General features: G+C 71.0%; 19 protein-coding genes. 8 read left to right on the top strand and 11 right to left on the bottom strand.

Annotation, left to right across the window (positions count from 1 at the left end):
* Nucleotides 1-57: 57 nt before the first annotated feature.
* On the top strand, nucleotides 58-564 hold the full coding sequence (locus tag RPQ07_RS17475) for a GbsR/MarR family transcriptional regulator (RefSeq protein ID WP_313945077.1): 507 nt from the start codon (nucleotides 58-60) through the stop codon (nucleotides 562-564).
* A gap of 55 nt (nucleotides 565-619) precedes the next feature.
* Here RPQ07_RS17475 and RPQ07_RS17470 read toward each other — a convergent pair whose 3' ends face one another.
* Both RPQ07_RS17470 and RPQ07_RS17465 read right to left on the bottom strand, forming a co-directional pair.
* Entirely contained in the window at nucleotides 620-1,861 is a 1,242-nt protein-coding gene (locus RPQ07_RS17470; protein ID WP_313945076.1) for a GDSL-type esterase/lipase family protein, read from the bottom strand.
* Between the two features lie 133 nt (nucleotides 1,862-1,994).
* A complete protein-coding gene (locus RPQ07_RS17465; protein WP_313945075.1) occupies nucleotides 1,995-2,810 on the bottom strand; it encodes a diacylglycerol kinase family protein in 816 nt (271 codons plus the stop codon).
* A gap of 153 nt (nucleotides 2,811-2,963) precedes the next feature.
* Between RPQ07_RS17465 and RPQ07_RS17460 the strand changes: the two genes are divergently transcribed.
* Nucleotides 2,964-4,250 carry an adenylosuccinate synthase gene (locus RPQ07_RS17460; RefSeq protein WP_313945074.1) on the top strand — a complete coding sequence of 429 codons (1,287 nt, stop codon included), beginning with the start codon at nucleotides 2,964-2,966 and terminating at the stop codon, nucleotides 4,248-4,250.
* 80 nt (nucleotides 4,251-4,330) lie between these two features.
* Here the strand turns inward: RPQ07_RS17460 and RPQ07_RS17455 are convergent, their stop codons facing one another.
* The gene (locus RPQ07_RS17455) at nucleotides 4,331-5,863 is read right to left on the bottom strand and encodes a substrate-binding domain-containing protein (RefSeq protein WP_313945073.1); all 1,533 of its coding nucleotides are present in this window, start codon (nucleotides 5,861-5,863) and stop codon (nucleotides 4,331-4,333) included.
* 163 nt (nucleotides 5,864-6,026) lie between these two features.
* Here RPQ07_RS17455 and RPQ07_RS17450 point away from each other — a divergent pair, with 163 nt between their 5' ends.
* Nucleotides 6,027-6,908: a glycoside hydrolase family 19 protein gene (locus tag RPQ07_RS17450; protein WP_313945072.1), complete on the top strand. Its 882-nt coding sequence runs from the start codon at nucleotides 6,027-6,029 to the stop codon at nucleotides 6,906-6,908.
* 113 nt (nucleotides 6,909-7,021) lie between these two features.
* Here the strand turns inward: RPQ07_RS17450 and RPQ07_RS17445 are convergent, their stop codons facing one another.
* Together RPQ07_RS17445 and RPQ07_RS17440 are read right to left on the bottom strand one after the other, a co-directional pair.
* Nucleotides 7,022-9,187, bottom strand: a complete 2,166-nt coding sequence (locus RPQ07_RS17445; protein WP_313945071.1) for a S1 family peptidase — start codon at nucleotides 9,185-9,187, stop codon at nucleotides 7,022-7,024.
* Between the two features lie 34 nt (nucleotides 9,188-9,221).
* Complete coding sequence (locus tag RPQ07_RS17440) at nucleotides 9,222-9,731, bottom strand: hypothetical protein (protein WP_313945070.1); 510 nt, start codon at nucleotides 9,729-9,731, stop codon at nucleotides 9,222-9,224.
* Nucleotides 9,732-10,125: 394 nt separating this feature from the next.
* Between RPQ07_RS17440 and RPQ07_RS17435 the strand changes: the two genes are divergently transcribed.
* A complete protein-coding gene (locus RPQ07_RS17435) occupies nucleotides 10,126-13,848 on the top strand; it encodes an ALF repeat-containing protein (RefSeq protein WP_313945069.1) in 3,723 nt (1,240 codons plus the stop codon).
* A gap of 13 nt (nucleotides 13,849-13,861) precedes the next feature.
* Complete coding sequence (locus tag RPQ07_RS17430; RefSeq protein WP_313945068.1) at nucleotides 13,862-14,131, top strand: hypothetical protein; 270 nt, start codon at nucleotides 13,862-13,864, stop codon at nucleotides 14,129-14,131.
* A gap of 62 nt (nucleotides 14,132-14,193) precedes the next feature.
* Here RPQ07_RS17430 and RPQ07_RS17425 read toward each other — a convergent pair whose 3' ends face one another.
* Nucleotides 14,194-14,430, bottom strand: coding sequence for a DUF397 domain-containing protein (locus RPQ07_RS17425; RefSeq protein ID WP_313945067.1), 237 nt, complete (start codon nucleotides 14,428-14,430; stop codon nucleotides 14,194-14,196).
* Complete coding sequence (locus RPQ07_RS17420; protein ID WP_313945066.1) at nucleotides 14,427-15,263, bottom strand: helix-turn-helix transcriptional regulator; 837 nt, start codon at nucleotides 15,261-15,263, stop codon at nucleotides 14,427-14,429. Before RPQ07_RS17420 ends, RPQ07_RS17425 begins: the two co-directional genes overlap by 4 nt.
* 156 nt (nucleotides 15,264-15,419) lie before the next feature.
* On the opposite strand from RPQ07_RS17420, the gene RPQ07_RS17415 reads away from it, so the two are divergent.
* Nucleotides 15,420-15,842 (top strand): hypothetical protein, encoded by a 423-nt coding sequence (locus RPQ07_RS17415; RefSeq protein ID WP_313945065.1) that lies wholly within the window; start codon nucleotides 15,420-15,422, stop codon nucleotides 15,840-15,842.
* Here RPQ07_RS17415 and RPQ07_RS17410 read toward each other — a convergent pair.
* Entirely contained in the window at nucleotides 15,820-17,526 is a 1,707-nt protein-coding gene (locus tag RPQ07_RS17410) for a serine/threonine-protein kinase (RefSeq protein WP_313945064.1), read from the bottom strand. The two genes, RPQ07_RS17415 and RPQ07_RS17410, sit on opposite strands and share 23 nt — an antisense overlap.
* A 178-nt stretch (nucleotides 17,527-17,704) precedes the next feature.
* Here RPQ07_RS17410 and RPQ07_RS17405 point away from each other — a divergent pair, with 178 nt between their 5' ends.
* Nucleotides 17,705-18,193 (top strand): VOC family protein, encoded by a 489-nt coding sequence (locus tag RPQ07_RS17405; RefSeq protein WP_313945063.1) that lies wholly within the window; start codon nucleotides 17,705-17,707, stop codon nucleotides 18,191-18,193.
* Here the strand turns inward: RPQ07_RS17405 and RPQ07_RS17400 are convergent.
* Together RPQ07_RS17400 and RPQ07_RS17395 are read right to left on the bottom strand one after the other, a co-directional pair.
* On the bottom strand, nucleotides 18,159-18,626 hold the full coding sequence (locus RPQ07_RS17400; protein ID WP_313945062.1) for a helix-turn-helix domain-containing protein: 468 nt from the start codon (nucleotides 18,624-18,626) through the stop codon (nucleotides 18,159-18,161). The genes RPQ07_RS17405 and RPQ07_RS17400 overlap by 35 nt on opposite strands.
* Nucleotides 18,623-19,216 carry a type 1 glutamine amidotransferase family protein gene (locus tag RPQ07_RS17395; protein WP_313945061.1) on the bottom strand — a complete coding sequence of 198 codons (594 nt, stop codon included), beginning with the start codon at nucleotides 19,214-19,216 and terminating at the stop codon, nucleotides 18,623-18,625. Before RPQ07_RS17395 ends, RPQ07_RS17400 begins: the two co-directional genes overlap by 4 nt.
* A gap of 163 nt (nucleotides 19,217-19,379) precedes the next feature.
* On the opposite strand from RPQ07_RS17395, the gene RPQ07_RS17390 reads away from it, so the two are divergent.
* Entirely contained in the window at nucleotides 19,380-20,741 is a 1,362-nt protein-coding gene (locus RPQ07_RS17390) for an aspartate aminotransferase family protein (RefSeq protein WP_313945060.1), read from the top strand.
* Between the two features lie 179 nt (nucleotides 20,742-20,920).
* On the opposite strand, the gene RPQ07_RS17385 is transcribed toward RPQ07_RS17390, so the two are convergent.
* Entirely contained in the window at nucleotides 20,921-21,370 is a 450-nt protein-coding gene (locus RPQ07_RS17385; protein ID WP_313945059.1) for a hypothetical protein, read from the bottom strand.
* Nucleotides 21,371-21,425 lie beyond the last annotated feature (55 nt).

The following is a 21,425-nucleotide window of genomic DNA, read 5'->3' as shown; positions in this document are numbered from 1 at the left end:
GTTAAGGAAGCGTATAAACTCGGGTGGGCAGGCCGGACGAGGGGAGACGATGGGGTCATGAGCGGCGACGACAGCGCGAACGGGCGGGCCGGTGACGAGGCGGTCTCGCGCTTCGTGGAGCGGTTCGCGGCCGAACTGACCGAGGCCGGAATGCAGCGGATGGCCGCGCGGGTCTTCGCCGCGCTGCTCTCCTCGGAGAAGGGCAGCATGACCTCCGCCGAGCTGGGGGAGCAGCTGCGGATCAGCCCGGCGGCGGTCTCGGGGGCCGTGCGCTACCTCAGCCAGGTCGACATGGTCAGCCGGGAGCGGGACCCGGGCTCACGCCGCGACCGCTACGTCCTGCACAACGAGCTCTGGTACGAGACCTTCACCCGGCGCGACCAGCTGCTGACCCGGTGGGAGAAGGCGCTGCGCGACGGCGCCGCGACGCTGGGCCCGGACACGGCGGCGGGGGCGCGGGTCACGCAGACCGCCGAGTTCTTCGGCTTCCTCCAGCATGAGCTGGAGGGGATGATGGACCGCTGGCGCGTCTACCGCGAGGAGCACGGCATCCCGGCGCCCTGACAGTCGCTCGCGGCAACCTCGCGCCCGGGCCACGGAGATCTCAGTGAGGCGCCCGTCAGGAACCCTCACCCGCGAACGCGCCGCCCGCGCCGAAGGCCAGCGCCGCGAACCGTTCGCCCATGCGGCGGTGGGTGGCGGCGTCCGGGTGGAGGTCGTCCGGCAGCGGCAGTTCGGCGGAGTCGTCCTCGCCGTAGAGCTCGCGCCCGTCGAGATGGTGCAGATTCGGGTCGTCGACCGCCCGCTGCTTCACGATGCGGGCCAGCTCCTCCCGGATGACGCCCAGCGTCAGCTTTCCCGCGGCCCGTTCGCCGGGGTCGCCCGCGGCCCGGAACCGGAGCTGCCCTTCGCCGACGCCGCTGAAGTCCGGGATGCTCGGGCCGGGGGTGTCCTCGTGGATCGGGCACAGGACCGGCGAGACGACCAGCAGCGGAGTGGTGGGGTGGCCCTCGCGGATCGTGTCGAGGAAGCCGTGCACCGCGGGACCGAAGGCGCGCAGCCGCATCAGGTCGGTGTTGACGAGATTGATGCCGATCTTGACGCTGATCAGGTCGGCGGGGGTGTCCCGCAGCGCGCGGGCCGTGAACGGGTCGAGCAGGGCGCTGCCGCTGAAGCCCAGGTTCGTCAGCTCCACACCGCCGAGAGAACTCGCGAACGCGGGCCAGGTGGTGGTGGGGCTCGCGGCGTTCGACCCGTGACTGATCGAACTGCCGTGGTGCAGCCATGTCCTGCGGCCCGTGTCCGGCACGGCCTCGACGGGCGCGTCGGTGCGCAGGGCGACCAGTTCGGTGATCTCGTTGTGCGGCAGCCAGATCTCGACGACCTTGTCGCGGCCCGGGAGTCCGGAGAACCGCACGGTGCCGACCGGGCCGGGCAGCGTCTCCGCGGACCCGGTGGTCATGTCGATCATCAGGACGTTGCCGCCGGGCACACTGGCCTGCCGGGTCAGCGCGCCGTCGACGAGCAGGTCGTACACGCCGTCCGGCCGGGGCGGGGCGCCTTTGTACGCGTTCTTGGTGCGCAGCGTGTCGAGCTCGACGACGCCGGCCCGGGTGCGGAAGGTCAGCCGTACGCCCGAGGGCTGGGCCTCCGCCATGGCCAGCTGACCGTCGGTGTTCTGTGCGCGGGCCCGGGCGGGCAGCCGGTGCGGCAGCCACCCCTGCTCCGTGCGCTCCAGCTCCAGCGCGCCGCGCAGGAGGTCGGCCGTGACGGGGGTGGTGGTCCAGTCCGTCGCCGGGTCCGCCGGGTCCGCCGGGTCCGCCGTGGGGGTGTGGGGGGTGTCGTCGCGCTGGTCGTCCATGGACAGCATTCTGCTGGCCGGATACGTGGTCGGCCCAATGATTATCGGCCCCTCGGCCCCTCGGCCCCTCGGCCCCTCGGCCCAGCGGGCCGGCGTCGGCGCCGACGGGCGGCCGTGCTCGGACGGCGCGGCCTCAGCCCCCCGACGCCGTCGCCGCCGACGGCAGTGTCAGTCCCCACGCCCCCGGCCGCAGCGTCCAGGTCCGCGTCCGCACCGGGCCGGTGATCAGCGTGTCCGCCCGGTACCGGAAGTCCGGCCCCGAGACCGTCACCGTCAGCGCCTTCGCGACCAGCGGGTCCCCGGAGGCCGAGGCGCGGACCGTGACCTCCGCCCGCCCGCCGCCCGTGCGGACCGTCACCGCCTCCACCAGGCGGTCCAGGTCCGACAGCAGGACGCCGTCCGCCTCCACCCGCAGCCGGTGGGTGCGGACCACCGCCGGGGGCGCGGGTCTGACCAGGGTGCGCACCAGCGAGCGGCAGGTGTTCCACACCGAGGTGCCGTTCGCCCCCGACCCGGGTCCCGCGACGGCCGGGATGGACAGATCCCCGAGCACCACGCCGTCGCTCTCGTCCACCAGCAGATCCAGCCGCCGTACGACCCCGTCCAGCACCGCCCGGGCCGCCGCCACCGCAGTGCGGGGCACGCCCAGCGAATGCGCGAGATCCACCGCCGGGCCGACCGGCACCATCGACAGGGCGCCGTCGCCGAGCCACCGGTCCCGGTGCAGCAGCGACACCGCACGCAGCAGCGTCCGGTCGTCACCGATCACCACGGGGCGCCGCGAGCCCCTGCGGGCCAGCGCCCGCGCGAATTCCTCGGGTCCCTCCGGAAGGCAGATTTTCGCCTCAGAGCCACCGCACAGCACATCTTTCGCGATCCGCACGGACTCGCCGTCACTTCGGCGGGCGACCGGGTCGATGACCACCAGCAGCTGGTCGTGAGCCGACACCTCGGTCCTTCCTCGGGTAGCATCTTTGTGCAAGAGCCCCTTGCGCTATTGCGCCAGGGGCTTCGTCTATTCCGGGGCAACAGGTCCGCAGACTCAGGCACGGCACACGCCCCCTGACCTTGGACATGCCCCGCCCGGAAGGGGTGTACGCCTGTGCCCGCACTTGTGCTGCTCGGTGCTCAGTGGGGTGACGAGGGCAAGGGAAAGGCCACCGACCTGCTCGGTGGATCCGTGGACTATGTGGTGCGTTACCAGGGCGGCAACAATGCCGGCCACACGGTCGTGGTCGGCGACCAGAAGTATGCGCTGCATCTCCTCCCTTCCGGAATCCTCTCGCCGGGGTGTACCCCGGTCATCGGCAACGGGGTCGTCGTCGACCCGGCTGTCCTGCTCTCCGAGCTGAGCGGGCTGAACGACCGTGGCGTCGACACGTCCAAGCTGCTGATCAGCGGCAACGCTCATTTGATCACCCCGTACAACGTCACTCTCGACAAGGTGACGGAACGGTTCCTCGGTAAGCGGAAGATCGGTACCACCGGCCGGGGAATCGGCCCGACGTACGCCGACAAGATCAACCGCGTCGGCATCCGCGTCCAGGACCTCTACGACGAGTCGATCCTCCAGCAGAAGGTCGAGGCCGCGCTGGAGTCCAAGAACCAGCTGCTGGCCAAGGTCTACAACCGCCGGGCGATCGAGGCGGAGAAGATCGTCGAGGAGATGCTCCAGTACGCGGAGAAGCTCCGTCCGTACGTCGCCGACACGACGCTGCTGCTGAACAACGCGATCGACGAGGGCAAGGTCGTCCTCTTCGAGGGCGGCCAGGGCACGCTGCTGGACGTGGACCACGGCACGTATCCCTTCGTCACCTCCTCGAACCCCACGGCCGGCGGCGCGTGCACGGGTGCGGGTGTCGGACCGACGAAGATCAGCCGGGTGATCGGCATCCTCAAGGCGTACACGACGCGTGTGGGCGCGGGCCCCTTCCCGACGGAGCTGTTCGACGAGGACGGCGAGGCGCTGCGCCGTATCGGCGGCGAGCGCGGTGTGACCACCGGCCGTGACCGCCGCTGCGGCTGGTTCGACGCGGTGATCGCGCGCTACGCGACGCGCGTGAACGGTCTGACGGACTTCTTCCTGACGAAGCTGGACGTGCTGACGGGCTGGGAGCAGATCCCGGTCTGCGTGGCGTACGAGATCGACGGCAAGCGCGTCGAGGAGCTGCCGTACTCGCAGACGGACTTCCACCACGCGAAGCCCATCTACGAGTACCTGCCGGGCTGGTCGGAGGACATCACGAAGGCCAAGACCTTCGCGGACCTCCCGAAGAACGCGCAGGACTACGTGAAGGCGCTGGAGTCGATGTCGGGCGCGCCGATCTCGGCGATCGGCGTGGGCCCGGGCCGCACGGAGACGATCGAGATCAACTCGTTCCTGTCGTAGCACCGGCCGTGCACGACGACGCCCCCGGGACCGCGGTCCCGGGGGCGTCGTCGTCCTCCTTCCCGCCACCGGCCCCCGGCTCAGTCCTCGCCGCAGATCCGCAGCCCCTTCGGTGTCCCGCACGGCAGATGCCCGTGGGTGCGGATCACGTCCTGTCCGCTGCCGCGCGTGAGATAGCCGAGGAAGCTGGAGGCGAGCGAGTCCGCCGGCGGCTGTCCGTAGGTGTAGGCGTACTCGATCTCCAGATACGGGTACACGTACGCGCTCCTGCCGATCTCGTCGACGTTCGGCGCCTGCCCGCCGATGCTGAGGCGGTGCGCCCCCTTCAGCCCGCTGCCGGAGCGCAGTTCGCTGTAACCGATCGCGCCCGGCAGCCTGGCCACCGTCGCGAGCACCTGCTCGGTGCTGTCGAGCTCGCAGCGCACGACCGGCGCCTGCGGATCGTCCCGGTGGGCGCAGTCGCGTGAGGAGTTCGCCGGCTCGTTGCGGTGCAGCACCCGGCGCTGGAAGACCTCGCGCGTACCGGAGTTGGCGTCCCGGCTGACCAGCAGGACAGCCAGATCGGGGCCGCCGAGCTGCTTCCAGTTGGTGATCTCGCCCGCATAGATGCGCCGGACGTCCGTGAGGGAGAGGTCGCGTACGGGGACCCTGTCGTTGACGACGAGCGTGAAGAGGGAGACCGCGACGCGGACCTCGCGCAGCTGCGGATACCCGCCCGGCTTGGGCCCGTCGGAGAGCGCCACGAGCGCCGGTGCCTTGTCCTCCTCAGCCCCTTCGTCGGCCAGCGCCCGTATCCCGGCGGTGCTGCCGTGCGCGTCCACCACGACGGTGGCGCCCTCGCAGTCCTTTTCGTACTTCGCCGCCAACTCCCGTACGACGGGGGCGAAGGCCGTCGACCCGGTCAGTGTCAGGCTGCCCCGCTGGCACCCCATGGGCGGCGGGGCGTCCTCCCGTACGACGATGATCGAGGCCAGCACGATGACGCACGCCGTGAGCAGGACCGTGATGGTGCGGGCGGCCCGGCTGAAGACCGGCGGTTTGTCGTCGGGTGTCGTACTGCGGTTGGGCCGCACCTCGCCGTCGCGGATGCCACCCGTGACGCCGATCGGGCTGCCGACATGGCCGCCCGTCAGCAGCACCAGCAGTTTGTAGTGCTCGCCCCGGTTCAGCGGGACGCGCGGCAGGTGGATCGTGCCGTCCGTGTGCCGCAGGCCCGCCGCGGGGGTGAAGTGCTCCATCAGATGGTCGGCGTCCGCGGGCTGGGTGACGGCGATCGCCCGGACCGTCCGGTCCGCGAACTCCGCCGTCAGACCGTGCACTCCACGGCCCGTGTAGTCGTCGCCCGCGATCGACTGCGCGCCGTCGTTCTCGATGCGCAGCAGGACGAGCGTGGCGTCGGACATGTCGGGGGTCTCGTTGAACAGCCCCAGCCGTACGTTCCCCCGGCCGCCGCCCGGCGCGTTGCTGCCGATCGGGGTGTCCAGCTGGACGCGGTATCCGATGCGCTTGCGCCGCGGCACCCGCCGCTCGTACCAGAGCACCGCGCCGGAGGCCAGCACACCGAGGAGCGCGGTGAGCACGGCGACGACGTTCTCGGGGCTCAGCCATTCCACGGCGGTCACGGTAGGGCGAATCACCCTGGGCGCACGGGAGTTGGGGCGTTCGGTCGCTCAAGATTCGCCGTTCGTTCAGTACGTAACAACCCTTGGTCTAGACCTTGACAGGTCCAGACCAATGCCGTTCGGTGTGGGTGACCCCCACGGAAGGACGGAACTCATGCTGAGACGCGTCACCACCCTGCTCGCGGCATTCGCCATGGCCATCGGGCTCGCCGTCTTCATCCCCAGCACCGCGTCCGCGGCGGCCTGCGCTGCCGCGTGGAACTCCTCGTCCGTCTACACGGGCGGCATGTCCGCCTCGTACAACGGCCGCAACTACCAGGCCAAGTGGTGGACCCAGAACGAGCGTCCGGGCTCCGCGGACGTCTGGGCGGACCAGGGCACCTGTACCGGCGGAGGCGGCGGCAACCCGCAGCCGTCGGGCTTCGTGGTCAGCGAGGCACAGTTCAACCAGATGTTCCCGGGCCGCAACTCCTTCTACAGCTACAGCGGTCTGACCGCCGCGCTCAGCGCCTACCCGGCGTTCGCGAAGACCGGAAGCGACACCGTGAAGAAGCAGGAGGCCGCGGCCTTCCTGGCGAACGTCTCCCACGAGACGGGCGGGCTGGTCCACATCGTGGAGCAGAACACCGCCAACTACCCGCACTACTGCGACCGCAGCCAGCCCTACGGCTGCCCGGCCGGCCAGGCCGCCTACTACGGTCGCGGACCGATCCAGCTCAGCTGGAACTTCAACTACAAGGCAGCGGGCGACGCGCTGGGCATCAACCTGCTCGCCGACCCCTGGCGCGTCGAGCGCGAATCGGCCGTCGCCTGGAAGACCGGCCTCTGGTACTGGAACACCCAGAACGGTCCCGGCACCATGACCCCGCACAACGCCATGGTCAACAGCCGCGGCTTCGGCGAGACGATCCGCAGTATCAACGGCTCGCTGGAGTGCAACGGCGGCAACCCCGGCCAGGTGCAGAGCCGGGTCACCAAGTACCAGCAGTTCACCCAGATCCTGGGCGTCGCCCCCGGCGGCAACCTGTACTGCTGAGCCAGGCGCCGGCACCCACGCCCACGTCCGGCACCGCCAAGGGCGGTCACCGACAGGTGACCGCCCTTGGTCCGTTTGCCGGCCCGGCTCGCACGCCCGGCCGTTGCCGCCGGCTATTGGCTGACGGTGCCGAACGTGTCGCCCGCGGCCGGAAGTCCGCCCGAGCCCGGCTGGTACGAGACCACCGGATCGGCCGCCCCGCCCACGATGTTCGCCCACGGCAGGGCGTGGAGCGCGCCGCGTGCGTTGGGTCCCAGAGGCATTCCCACATAGAGGTGACCCGCCGCCGCGGTCATGTAGCCGCCCACGGCGTGGGACGTGCCCGGTGCGCCCGGCAGTCCGGACTTCCCCTCCTCGACCACGACCTCGGACGCGCCCGGGCTGCCGAGCAGCGGCACGATCCGAATGGCACCCGCGTCCTTCACGCTGCCGATGTCCTCGCCCGGGACACCGATCGACAGCAGCAGGCTCTTGTCGGTACTGACCGCACCGGGCCGGGTGTTCACGGCCGCCACCTTCTTGCCGAAGGCGTCGCCCGCCTCGTGCTCACCGGCGATGCCGGTGGTGCCCTGGCTGATGTCGGCGAGCTGCGTGATTTTCCCTGCCGCGTCCACGCGCAGTGTCACCACTCGTCCGGCGTCCTTGACGAGAGTGCTACCGGTGCCCATGTCCTCGCCGGGGGAGCCGATCGCAAGGATCGAATCGGTCCCGGTGGACGTGGCGGACGGACGGTACTGGGCCATCGCCAGCGAGGCACCGAACTGGTCGCCGGGCTCGGCGGCACCACTGATCAGGTCCGAGTCCTCGTCGAAGCCGAGCAACGGGGTCGGCCCGCCCGAGGAGTTGATGGCGTGGCCGTAGATCTGCACCCCGCCGGAACCGGAGTCCGTGCCGACGTCCTCGCCCGGGGTGCCGACGGCGAAGTGGCCGGGTGATCCGGCGACCGTCGTGCCGAAGCGGTCGTCCTTCTCCGCGGCGCCGGCCGCGCCGGGCTTGTCCTGGTGCGTCGAGGCGTTGGTCGTGCCGCGCAGGTAGAAGAGATTGCCCGCGTTCGCGACGTCGCCCAGGTCCTCGCCGGGCACGCCGATGGCCAGGTACGGCTCCCCGGTGACGGTGGCGCCGGCGGCCAGGGCGTGGCCCATCCGGTCGCCCGCCTCGCCGGCGGACGCCTTGATCGCGCCCGCGCCGCTGCCCTGCTCCAGGGTGAGGGCCGTCTGTCCCTTGGTGAGACCGCCGGGTGCGCCGTACAGGACCTGCACCATGCCGGCGTCGGCCGCGTTCCCCAGGTCCTCCCCGGGGACGCCGACGACGAGGTCGGTGCAGCCGTCGAGGTTGTGGTCGAAGACCGCCAGCGCCTCGCCGAACTGGTCGTCGGGCTCGGCGCCGCCCGGGACGCCCGCGGCGTCCTGGTTCAGTTCCGTGGTGCCCTTGCCGCCGCCGTGGACGATCCGTACGACACCTGCCCTGGCGTCCGCGCCGACCGCGGCCTTGGGGTCGGCGACGGCGATGTCGCGTTCTCCGTCGCAGTTGAAGTCGGTGGGGCGGGCGGCGGTGACCGTGGTGGTGATCCAGGTGGCCAGGTCGTCCGAACGGGAAGCGACCGCGCCGGTGCGGGTCTCCTTCTCGCCGAAGCATCCCCCTTGCCAGGAACGGCTGTTGACGCCGACCAGCTGGGCGATCCCGTTGGTCTCGCGGAGCAGAGGGCCACCGGTGTCACCCTTGCAGAGCGCGCCGTTCACCCCGGTGACGCCGATGTCGTCGGTGCCGACGGCGTCCACGGTGAAGGCGGCGGCGTGCGCGGCGGACGGCACCCACTCGGTCCTGGTGCGGCCGTAGCCGACGGCTTTCAGCTGCTCGCCCGCCGTGGCGGCGGTGGCGGACACCGTGACGGGAGCGGCGCCGGTGGTGGGCCTCGCGAGCCGGGCCAGCACGATGTCGCGTCCCGGACGGGGCACCAGTTCCACGATCTCGCCGGTCTTCCCGGCAACCGTGGCGATGGTCTTGAGTGCGGGCTTGCCCGCCTGCACCGAAGTGGTCTCGGGGTCGGCGGCGAAACAGCTCGCGGCGGTGAGAATCCACTGCGGCGCCACGAGGGAGCCGGTGCAGGTGCGGGCGGTGTCGTCGGCGCCGATGGCCAGTGCGGCGGCGAAGGCGTAGCTGCCCGCAGGGGCGGTGTCGCCGGCGACGGCGTGGGCCGGGGTGGCGGTGAGTGCCCCGGCGGTGGCCACGGCGGCCACCAGGGCAGCGGTCACGGCGGCCCCTGGACGTACGGAAGTCACGTTTCTCGATTCCTTGACGCTGGACACGGCCGGGTCAGCCGGTGACACGGATCTCGACGAGCACGGACTGCGCGCCCCCGACGGTGCCCTCGCCCACGCTCTCGAAGCCGTCCTTGGGAACGTCGACGGTGGTGGTGTCGCCGTTCGCGGTCAGGTCGGCGCTGATGGGGTGCTCGGCGGTCTCCAGGGCGAAGACGCGCGGCAGTTCGAGGGTGAGGTATCCGGTCTTGGCGGTGGCCCGGAAGCAGTAGTTGCCCTTGCGGCCGGCCGCGTCGTCCTTGACGGTGTGGACCTTGATCTCGCCCGGCGAGGTGTCGCACTCCACGAGCAGAATGCGTCCGTCGCCCTTTTTCAGCTTGATTCCCTGGGTCGCCAGAATGTCGGCGGCGCCGGGGTAGCCGTAGTCCTCGACCGCGACCGGCGGAGTGGCCGCCGCGCTTCCCCTGGTGGCCGATTCGTCCGCGACGGCGAAGGACATACCGACGATTGCGACGAGGGTGCCGACGGCTCCCGAAACAAGAAGACTACGAGTGCGGAAAGCCACCGCACACTCCCTTCAGGCGGCACCCGTGCATTCATAGGTGAGCCGGAAACGTAATTGCCCAGTAAAGGTGACGAGTGAATCTAGATTGCGCTGTGACAGATCGTCAACTCACTTTCACTCAGGGGTCGTTGCGGTGAGCAGGGTTTTGGGGGGCTACTTCCCGCGCTGTCCGATTCTGATGATGCGTGCGTCACATGTGTATTGACGTGCGACGGCATCCTGATCGACGAGTGGCGCAGGTGTGGAACGGAACAGACTATTCCGGTTATGTGGGCAGCGGCCCGTCGCGCGGCGGCTGGGCGGTCCAACTTCCCGAATAGAGGCGGGATATGCTCCCGACGCCATACGGAAAGGCGGCAACACCCGTTGCCGATAACCGAGATGAGTGTTTCTCTTGAATGGAAGAATTAATGGGGGGCGACGGGCGTGGGGGGCTCGGAGGACAGCGCGTGCGCTGATCACCGGCCTGCTGCCGCTGGCCCTGCTGGTGGGGTTGCTGGGGGGCACCGCGGCCGCCGCCGACGACCCGCTCTCCGACGACGGCATGTTCAGCGGCCAGAGCGGCAGCCCCACGCCGCTCACCAACCGCGCTCTCGTCGTGGACCTGTGGAAGACCGGCGGCCCGGGGGTCAAGGCGCTTGCCGAGGCGGCCCTGACCGGCACCGACGCAGACATCCGGACGCTTCTGAGCACCGTCCACGAGACGGGCGTGCAGGACAACCGCGTCGCCGCGGCCCAGCTCGCCTCCATCGGCGGCAGCCAGCTGCTGGACGCCGCGCGCACGGCGCTGTCGGGCACGCCGGAGGAACTGGAGACCTTCCTCGCGTACGGCTGGGAGGACCCGCTCGTCCAGGACCAGCGGGTCCAGGCCGCGCAGGTCATCAGCGCGGGCGGTCCAAGCGTCCAGGAGGCCGGGCGGGCCGCGCTGAACGGCACCCCCGAGGACGTGCAGGCGTTCCTCGCGACCGGCCGCTACGCCAAGGCCCAGCAGGACGACCGCGTGGAGCTGGTGCAGCTCATCAGCAGCGGCGGGTCCAATGTGAAGTCCGCGGGGCGGCTCGCGCTGAACGGCACACCCGAGGACGTCCGGGAGTTCCTGGAGGTGGGCCAGTACGTGGCCCGCTCGCGTGACCAGGAGCGAGCGACCGTCGAGCAGCTCGCCGCCCGGGCGAAGGAGGCCGGCCGGCAGGCCGCCAAGGAGACGGAGGCGGCCAAGGCGGCGTCCGCCAAGGCGGTGAAGGCCGCCGAGCTGGCGAAGGAGGCGGCGGAGAAGGCCGCGAAGGAAGCGTCCCTGGCGCAGAAGGACTCGCTGGACGCCGCGGCCGCGGCAGGACGTGCCGCCAAGGCCGCCAAGCAGGCCGCCGGCGCCGCGCAGCAGGCGATCTCCGCGGCCAACGCGGCGAACAACGCGGCCCGGGTAGCGGCGAGCGCCGCCTCTCAGGCCGCCGCCGCGGCAGCCGGTGCGGCACGCGCGTCGTCGAACGCCCGCAGTGCTGCCGCAGATGCCGCGCGCGACGCGAAGAACGCCTCCGCGGCCCGAAAGGCCGCCGAGGACGCCCGGGCCGCCGCCAAGGGCGCCAACCTCGCCGCCGACGCGGCCGACCAGGCCTCGAAGGCGGCGACAGCGGCCGGCGTGGCGGCCCTCTCCGCCGTGAGCGCGGGTGCCAACGCCGACCGGGCGGCGTCGGCCGCCCTGGAGGCGAGCGGCTACGCCAACCAGAGCAGTGCACAGGCCGCCGAGGCCCGTCGCTCCGCCGCTGCCGCCAAGCGTCACGCGGCCGAGGCCAACCGTGCCGCCTCCGCGGCGGAGAAGCTGGCCCGCAAGGCCGCGACAGCGGCGTCCCAGGCCCGTGACGAGGCGCGCTCAGCAGCGGCCCACGCCAACGCGTCGGCCAAGGCCGCCGACGAGGCCGCCGAGCACGCGGGCGAGGCGGCGCAGGCCGCCGACAGGGCCACCGCACACGCCAAGGCCGCGACGGAAGCCGCCAACACGGCGTCCAAGGCGGTCACCAAGGCGCAGGAGGTCTACCAGCTCGCGCGCGAGGTCGAGACCGAGGAACTCCGCGGCCGGACCAACGCGGGTATCGAGCAGGCCAAGGACATCAAGGAGGACGACGACACCCGCCGGGCTGCCGTCGCCAAGGAGATACAGGAGTCGAAGGACCGGGACGCCGAGGCCCAGCGCCTCGCGACCGCCGCGGCCCAACCGGGGGCGGACCTCGGCCAGGTGGCCACCGACGGACGCAAGCTCGCGCTCCTCGCCGTCCGGAACGCGGACGCATGGAGCCGTGCCGCTGCCGAGGTGGCCCTCGCCTCCTCCGACGAGTATGTCGTCGACTACGTCCGCAACGGCTGGAAGGAGGCGCGCGAGCAGGACGAGCGCTTCCAGGTCGAGCGACTGGCCGAGGACAGCATGAGCAAGGCCGTGCGGGACGCGGCGGAGACCGCGCTCGCCGGTGACTCCGCGGGTGTGCACACCTTCCTGACCAAGGGTCAGTACGACGCCGGCGCACAGGACTTCCGTGTCGCCATCGCACAGGCCGCCGACACAGGCGGCCCGATCGTCACCGAGGAGGCGAGGAAGGCGCTCACCGCCGGTACTCCCGCCGCCTTCCGGCAGTTCCTGCTCACCACGCAGTACACGGCCCGTACCCAGGACGAGCGGGTCCAGGCGGCTCAGCTCGTCTCCACGGGCGGCCCCGAGGTGAAGTCCGCTGCGCGGATCGCCCTCGAAGGTTCACCCCAGTCGCTGCACGCGTTCATCGCCAAGGGTCAGTTCATGGCCCAGCGCAAGGACCTGCTCGCGGCCACCCACGTCGCACAGGTCCAACAGCTGATCGCGGAGGCGGCCGGCATCGCGGCCACCGCCCAGCAGGATGCCGCGGAGGCCCGGCAATCCGCGGCCATCGCCCGCAAGGCCTCGGAGGACGCGGCCAGGTACGCCAAGGAGGCCAAGGACTCGGAGATCAAGGCCAAGGGCTACGCCGACGACGCGGCCCAGCACGCCAGGGACGCGGAGGCGTCCGCAGCGCGTGCGGCCGAGTCGGCGAGGACTGCCCGCAACGCGGCGAACAACGCCAACCGTGACGCCCGTGCCGCGGCGGCGTCCGCCGCCACGGCGACCGTCTCCTCGGAGATGGCGCAGGCGTCGGCGTCGAGCGCATGGTCGGCGGCGAACGAGGCACGGGCGTCGGCGACGGCGGCGGGCAAGGACGCCAAGGCAGCCCTCACGGCGGCCAAGGACGCCTACTCAGTCGCCCTGAAGAAGCTGAAGGCGGAGGAGGAGACGCGCCGCAAGGCGGCCGTCGCCGCGAAGGAGAAGGCGGAGAACGACCCGGGCGCTCAGGCCCGTGAGATGTACCGCTGCGGCTTCGTGGGCTGTGACCTGGCGAGCAGCAACCACCCCCGCTGGTGCCAGCAGAACGAGATCCTGTGCGCGATCTTCGCGGACGGGGCCCGGTTCGGCGAGGCGATGAAGCAGCTCCACGACGTCGCGTCGATCTTCACCGATCTCGGACTGCTGGAGGCGTGCGCCGACGACCCGACCATCTCGAACTGCTGGGAGTTCCTGGGGGACGTCACCGTCAAGTCGAAGGCGCGGTGGGCGGAATCCGCGTACGACCTGATGCGCAAGCTCTTCAAGGTCAACAAGATCTGCAAGAAAGCCAAGCCGCTCACGGTCTCCGGGCAGCGCTCGTCGGTGCAGCCGGCCTCCGTACGGATGGCGGCGGCCGCTCCGAAGTGGGCGTGCGGCGACTTCACCAGAGGGTACGACGGGGACGGGATGATCACCGCCAACGTCACGGACGGCCTGCTGACCATCGCGGTCGAGAGGAACGACAGCAAGACCAAGGGCTATCAGATGTTCGACGACATGATGGCCCACTACGGTGCGGAAGGCATTCAGGCGGTCCAGGGAAACTGGAACCGAAGCATGCCCAGCAATCTGGACGAGTTCAACGCGCTCTTGCGCAGCGGAAAGACGCTGGAGGAGGCCGCGGCCGGCACCTTCACCGGCAGGAACTCGGCACGGTACGGATTCGGCAGGGTCTACGGCATCAAGGTCACAGGTGAGCACGGACACTACACAAACGTCCAGGTCCACTTCGGAAGGTAGAACGGAAGCACCGATGGAGAAGGCAGCCGAAGACATCCGGCGAATGGCGGCGGAAGGCGCGGGACTCGTCGCCATGATCGAGATGCTCAGACGGGACGAGGATTTCCGGCTGACCCCGCTGCATCTGCTGCGGATCCTCGGCGAGGGCGTCGGTATCCCGTGGACCGAGTCCCGGGTACTCCTGGAGTTCTTCGACCCCGACCTGAGGCCGCTCGTACCCGAGGACGAGGTCGACCGCAGGGCTGAAGAACTGCTGTCCCCTTACGTGACGCGGGAGGGGTAGCGGCGAAGGAAACGGGGACCGGTGCGGTCCGGGCACAAGGCCCGGTCCGCACCGGTCTCCTCCTACTCGGTCCAGCGGACGAACTGCGACCAGGCGTCGGGCGCGACGGTGAAGGCGGGGCCCTCGGGGTTCTTGGAGTCGCGCACGTGGACGACGTCGGGGCAGGTGGCGACCTCGATGCAGTTGCCGCCGCTGTCACTGCTGTAGCTGGACTTGCGCCAGGCGAAGGCGACCTCGATGCAGTCGCCACCGCTGGGGTTGCTGTAGCTGGACTTGAACCATCGCAGGGTGCTGCTCATTGCTGGTCTCCCGCCAACCTCTCGATGAGGCCCAGCGATTCACGAGGACCCAGGGCCTGTGCTCGGATCTTCGCATACCGCTGCGCGTATGTACTCACCTTTGCGCCGTCCTTGATCAACATGCCCTCCTCCTGTGGTTCCAGGTAGACAAGGTGGTCATGATCCGGGGTCTCCACCAAGTTCATCTCCCCATAGGCCCCTGGGCTTTCGCCTGAGAACCCACAGTCCAGCGGCAGCACCTGCAACGTCACATTCCGCCGCCGCGCGCACTCCGCCAGGTGCAGCAGCTGCGCCCGCATCACCTCCGGGCTCCCGATCCCCCTCCGTAACACCGATTCCTCCACGATCAGCTCGATCAGTGCCACCGGCTCCCGGTCGAACAGCACCCTGCGGGCGAGCCGCGCCTCGACCAGTTCCTCGACGCGGGGCTCGGGCAGGGGCGGGTAGCCGCCGCCGATCAGTGCCCTTGCGTACGCCTCGGTCTGGAACAGGCCGTGGACCACCAGCGTCGCGTACAGCGACAGGCCCACCGCCTTCTGCTCCAGCAGGACGTAGTCCTTGAACTGCGCCGGGTACTTGTCCAGCCGCACGTACTCCCGCGCCTGCTCGAAGATCCCCGTGCCACTGCCCAGCACCCGTTCCAGCTGCACCAGCATGTCGTCGCTCGCCGGCTGCGCGAAGGTCTCCATCGCGCTCACCGCCGCGCCCGAGTAGCCGAGTTCGCTTCCCAGTTGTTCCTGCGTCAGTCCCTGCCGGATACGCAGGTTCTTGGCGACGTTCGCCACCAAACGCGTCGCCGGACCCGCCGTTTCCTTGTTCTCCGCTCGCGCCATTTCTGATCACCACTTCGACTCGACCGGACTCAACCGGTCTCAACCGGAACTCGTCGAATTCAACCCGCCTCAAGGGGCGTTGGTGCAGGTCAAGACGTACGCAACGGCTCCTTCAGGCTCTGGAAAACGCTATCCGTGGTCACCGAGGATGTCGTCGTGGATACGCAAAGTCGCCAAGTAAACCTGGACTGGATTCCGGCTTCCGGATTCCAACTCCGCAAAGCAGGTGTGCAATTCGACGCGGCCCGCGTCGACGGTGAGGACGGCCGCCGGCTCGCCGATCTGCTGGAGGTGATGACGAACGGCGACCCCGGCCCCGTGGTCGCCGAAGCCTACGGACGGCGGTCGGTGTACTTCCTCGTACCGGTGGGCAGCACCGCGCACCGGCCGTGGCCGCGCGGGGTCACCCGGCTGGGCTCGGGCCCGGCGCACGTCAGTTTCATCCCCGTGCCCGCACTACGGGGCCGCACCTGGCCGCTGTCCTGGCGGTTTCCGCCCACATCGGCCGGACGGTTCGTCCATCCCCTGCTGCTGTGGCACTCCGCGACGGTGGTGCTCAGCCGGTCTTCCGGTACGTGAGCGGCGCGCCGCCCGAGCCGACCAGTTCACGGACGATCGTGCCGTTCGACAGCTCCAGCCGGCTCCACTGGCCCGGTGAGCACTTCGTCCGGTCGCCGAACGTGACCTGGGTGGGGCCCAGTTCGAGCGGCGGACCGGAGGCCTGGAGCTTGGCCGACCAGCGGCAGTCGTAGGTGGGGCCGATGCCGGAGAGGGTCATGACCTGGTCGCCCGAGGAGCCCTGGGTGATCGTCATGGTCCGGGTGTTGGTGCCGTCGGCGGTGTCGAAGGAGGACGTCCAGGTGCCGACGTACTCGGCCGGGACACCACCCTCGGCCGTGCTCGGGCTGTTCGACGGCGTGCTCGACGGGCTGTCGGACGCGGACGGGGTGGTCGAGCCGGGGGTCTCCGGGCCCGAGGACGCCGGTCCCGGCTTGGGGTCCGCGGTCGTCTTCTTGTCCTTGTCGCCCATGAAGGCGTAGACGGACCCGCCGGCGCCGACCGCGACGATGAGCGCCACCACGATGAGGGCCGCCGTCCCGCGATTGCTCCTGGCCGGGGCCGCGGGCGGGGGCGTCAGCACGTACGGAGGCGGGGTCTGCTGGTACGGCGGCGTCTGGTGGTGGTGGGACGGCGGTGTCTGCTGGTAGTGCGCGTACGGCGGTGTCTGCTGCGGCCCGGGGTGCTGATGCGGGTAGCCGTACGGCAGCGGGGGCGGGGGAGTGGGCGGCGGGGTCGACGTGGGCGCCTTCGGCGGGGCCGTGACCGTCGGCGGGTGCTCGGGCGAGGCCTTCGCCGGGCCGGCGGGCTGCTCGACCTCCAGCAACTGCACGGCGTGACGGCCGAGCTGGGCGATCAGCGCGCCCGGCAGCCAGGGCTCGTCGTCCTCGTCGGTGACCGTGCGCTCCAGGATCTCGTCGAGACCCGGCCGCGCCTCGGGATCCTTGTTCAGGCAGGCCCGGACGAGTTCGTCGAGATCCTCGGGCAGGCCTTCGAGGTCCGGTTCCTCCTGCGCGATACGGAACATCAGCGCGTGCACGCCGCTGTCGGCCGAGCCGAAGGGGAGCCGGCCCGTCGCGGTGAAGGCGAGGACCGCGCCGAGGCAGAAGATGTCGCACGCGGCCGTGACCCGGTCGCCGCGCACCTGCTCGGGCGCCATGAAGCCGGGGGAGCCGACGAGCGCACCGGTCCGGGTGAGACCGCCGTCGGTGACCGTCTCCAGCGCCCTGGCTATCCCGAAGTCGATGACCCGGGGGCCGTCGATGGTGATCAGGATGTTGGACGGCTTCAGGTCGCGGTGGATGAGATCCGCGCCGTGGATGCTGCGCAGGGCGTGCGCGAGACCGGACGCGAGGATGCGGACCGACCGTACGGGGAGCGGGCCGTGGCCGCCGGAGACGACCGAGTGCAGCGAGGGACCCGCGACATAGCCGGTGGCCACCCACGGCACGGGCGCCTCGGTGTCGGCGTCGAGCACGGGCGCCGTCCACTGCCCGCCGACCCGCAGGGCGGCCCGGACCTCCTGGCGGAAGCGCGCCCGGAACTCCTCCTGTTCGGCGAGTTCCTGGCGGACGAGCTTCACGGCGACCGTGCGGCCGCGGTCGTTGCGCGCGAGGTACACCTGGCCCATGCCGCCCGCTCCGAGCCGGGCGAGCAGCCTGTACTCACCGATGTGCTGCGGATCCCCTGGTGCCAGCTGGTCCATCGCCGCGCGCCTCCCCCGAAGTCTTCTGTTGGACGGACCGAGAATAGTGCGGTCCGTGCCACGGCAAGTAGGTCAGTATCCGACCTGCATGCCGCCTACGGTCGGTCTCGCGCAAGCGCACCCCGAGCGCCCCGGTGACCACGTCCGGTGCGCGCGACCCGTACGCGAGGAGACTGCCATGACCGTCAAGCCGGTTCCCGAGGGATACACCAGCGTCACGCCGTGGATCATCGGCCAGGACACCGCGGGCGTCATCGACTTCCTGAAGGCGGCGTTCGGGGCGGTGGAGCTCGGCAGGATGACGGACGAGAACGGCCGCATCGGCCATGCCGAGGTGCGGATCGGGGACGCGGTGGTGATGCTCTTCGACGCCCCGGGGGCCGACTGGCCGCCGACGCCCGCCTTCCTGCGGCTGTACGTCGAGGACGCGGCGGCCGTGCACCGCAGGGCGGTCGAGGCCGGCGGACAGTCGGTGACCGAGGTGACGCACCTCTTCTTCGGCGACCGGGTGGGCCGGGTACGCGACCCCTTCGGCAACCTCTACTGGATCCAGACGCACATCGAGGATGTGAGCGAGGAGGAGATGGAGCGTCGCCTCGGCGACCCCGTCTTCACCGAGGCGATGGACTACGTCACGAGCGCGGACTTCTTTCCCGGGGTCCGCTGATCGCCTCCAGCGCTTTGGACAGCTCCTCCAGGACTCGAGCCGTCTCGGCGAACCGCTCGGGCCCCAGTGCCTCGGCGAGACGGCCGGCCAGCTCGGCATGGCCCGGATCGATCCGGGTGATCGCCGAGCGGCCTTCGTCGGTCGGACGCAGCAGCTTGGCCCGGCGGTGCGCGGGGTTCGGCTCGTAGGCCGCGAGGCCCCGCTCGACCAGGAGGTCGGCGATCCGCTGCACGCTCTGGCGCGTGATGCCCATGTCCCGGGCGATCCCGGCGACCGGCTGCGGCACCCGCACCACCGCTCCGAGGACCTGCCACCAGGACGCGGTCAGTCCGACGTCCTTCGCCAACTCGTCGGAGACCGTGAGGAACTGGCCGTTCAGCCGGAAGACGCCGAGCGCCGTCCGGGTGAGCAGATCCTGTTCTTCGCGGCTCACGATTCGAGGACCGCGAACGCGGAGGCGTCCGAGTCGTGGAACAGCCGGTACCAGGCGTCCAGCTTCTCGCCCTCGTACACGCCGAGCCTGGCGAAGACCTCGCGGGCGAGGGCGACGGGCTCGGTCGGGCCCGCGGTGATCAGGTCGCCGTCGGTGACGGCGTCCGCCTCCCGGTAGTGCTCGGCGCCCTTGTAGCCGGTGGCGGCGAGGTAGAACGAGACGGCGCTGGTGTGGTCGCGGTCGTCCAGCAAACCCTCGCGCGCCAGTCCGGCGGTGGCGCCGCAGATGGCGGCGACCGGGACACCCGCGTCGAGGAAGGTGCGCGCGGCGGCGGCGAAGGGCGCGAGGTCGTCGCCGGCGTCCCAGAGGTGGGCGCCGGTGAGGATCAGCAGCGCGCTGTCCGCGGGGTCGAGGTCCGCGAGTGCGAGGTCGGGCTGGACACGGACGCCGCCCATGGTGGTGACCGGGTCGGTGGTGAGGCCGACGGTCCGGACCGTGAAGCCGTTCTGGGTCAGATGGGCGGTGGTGTGGCCCGTCTCCCAGTCGGCGAAGGTGTCGTAGACGGCGAGATGAACGGTGGTGCGGGTCATGGTGCCCTCCTCGTTCGGTATGACAGAAGACTGTCATGTCGACAGGATGCTGTCAATGTCCTTCCGGGGGGTCGAAGCACCCGACAGAACGCCGATGAAAGTGGCCGAGGCCATACAGGGTGGCCATGTCGGCCCTCACCTGCGCGTCCTTACGCTGGGCCGCATGACCCCTCATGCCGATGCCGATCCCCAGGCCGGCGCCGCCGTCAAGGCGGCCGACCGTGCGCACGTCTTCCACTCGTGGTCCGCCCAGGGCCTGATCGACCCGCTCGCCGTCGCCGGCGCCGAGGGTTCGTACTTCTGGGACTACGACGGGAACCGCTACCTCGACTTCACCAGCGGCCTCGTCTACACCAACATCGGGTACCAGCACCCGAAGGTCGTCGCCGCGATCCAGGAGCAGGCGGGCAGGCTGACGACCTTCGCGCCCGCTTTCGCCGTCGAGGCCCGCTCCGAGGCGGCCCGGCTGATCGCCGAGCGCACCCCCGGCGACCTCGACAAGATCTTCTTCACCAACGGCGGCGCCGAGGCCGTCGAGAACGCCATCCGGATGGCCCGTCTGCACACGGGCCGCCCGAAGGTGCTCTCGGCCTACCGCTCGTACCACGGCGGCACCGCGACCGCGATCAACGTCACCGGCGACCCCCGGCGCTGGGCGAACGACAACGGCACGGCGGGAGTCGTCCACTTCTGGGGACCCTTCCTCTACCGCTCCCCGTTCTACGCGTCGACCGAGGCCGAGGAGTGCGCGCGGGCGCTCCAGCACCTCGAGGACACCATCGCGTTCGAGGGTCCCTCGACGATCGCGGCGATCATCCTGGAGACGATCCCCGGCACGGCCGGGATCATGGTCCCGCCGCCCGGCTACCTCGCGGGCGTCCGGGACATCTGTGACCGCCACGGCATCGTGTTCGTCCTGGACGAGGTGATGGCGGGCTTCGGCCGGACCGGCAAGTGGTTCGCCGCGGACCACTTCGACGTGGTGCCCGACCTGCTGACCTTCGCCAAGGGCGTCAACTCCGGGTATGTGCCGCTGGGCGGTGTCGCCATCTCCGCGGAGATCGCGGCGACCTTCGAGACCCGGCCCTACCCCGGCGGCCTCACCTACTCCGGCCACCCGCTGGCCTGCGCGGCGGCCGTCGCGACGATCCAGGTGATGGAGGATGAGAAGGTCGTCGAGCACGCGGCCCACATCGGCGAGACGGTCCTCGGCCCGGGCCTGCGCGACCTGGCCGAACGCCACCCGAGCGTGGGCGAGGTGCGGGGCACGGGCGTGTTCTGGGCGCTGGACCTGGTCCGCGACCGCGAGACCCGCGAGCCGCTGGTGCCGTACAACGCGACGGGTTCGGCGGCGGCGCCGATGGGAGCGTTCGCGGCGGCGTGCAAGGCGAACGGCCTGTGGCCCTTCGTGAACATGAACCGGACGCACGCGGTGCCGCCGTGCAATGTGAGCGAGGCGGAGGCGAAGGAGGGGCTGGCGGCGCTGGACGTGGCGCTGTCGGTGGCGGACGAACGCATGGCCTGAGGGCGGGCGTTCCGGCCCCGGCCACGGCTTCGGGCTGTGCCGGGGCTCCGCCCGGACCCTGTGCGGCGAGGCCCGGTGGGGTCAGCCCCTCCGGCGTTTGAGGACACGGCCGTGGGCCGTACCCGGGGCTCCGCCCCGGACCCCGCGCCTCAATCGCCGGCGGCGCTGGAATGTCTCCCTCACCCGCCGGGCGGCGCCATCGGTGGCTCCACCTCCAGGAACCTGCGGTTGCGCGGCCCCTTGTAGAGCAGAGCCTCCCAGCCCGCCGATGTCAGCACCCGCGCGCACTGCGACAGCCGCTGCTCCTCCTCCTGGGCGGCGCCGCTGCCCGGCGGGCCCAGCCAGTCCACGCACACCGCGCCCGCCCGGTCGGCCGTGCGCACCCGGTACCCCGTGGCGGTGCGCGCGCCCTCCGCGTCCGTCGCCGACGGCGGCAGGCCGCCCGCCTCCAGCGCCAGGGCCACCGCACGGACCACCTGACGCAGCTCCCACTCCGCCGGCGCCGCGCCCGTCAGGCGGCGTATCTGCAGCAGCCCCTCGTACGCCGTCCGCACCTGCGCGGCCCGGTTCCGGTCCGCGAGCAGCTCCGCCGGGCCGTCTCCCGTGGCCGCCTCGAAGACGTCGGTCACGTCCGCCTCCCTGTGGGCATCTTCCGTCTCCCTCGTGACTCCGCCGTTCGGATCC

It is taken from the genome of Streptomyces sp. AM8-1-1 (assembly GCF_032229325.1).
GTDB lineage: Bacteria > Actinomycetota > Actinomycetes > Streptomycetales > Streptomycetaceae > Streptomyces > Streptomyces achmelvichensis.
Note: the sequence above shows the minus strand (reverse complement) of the source record. Positions and strands in the feature narration are given on the sequence as shown.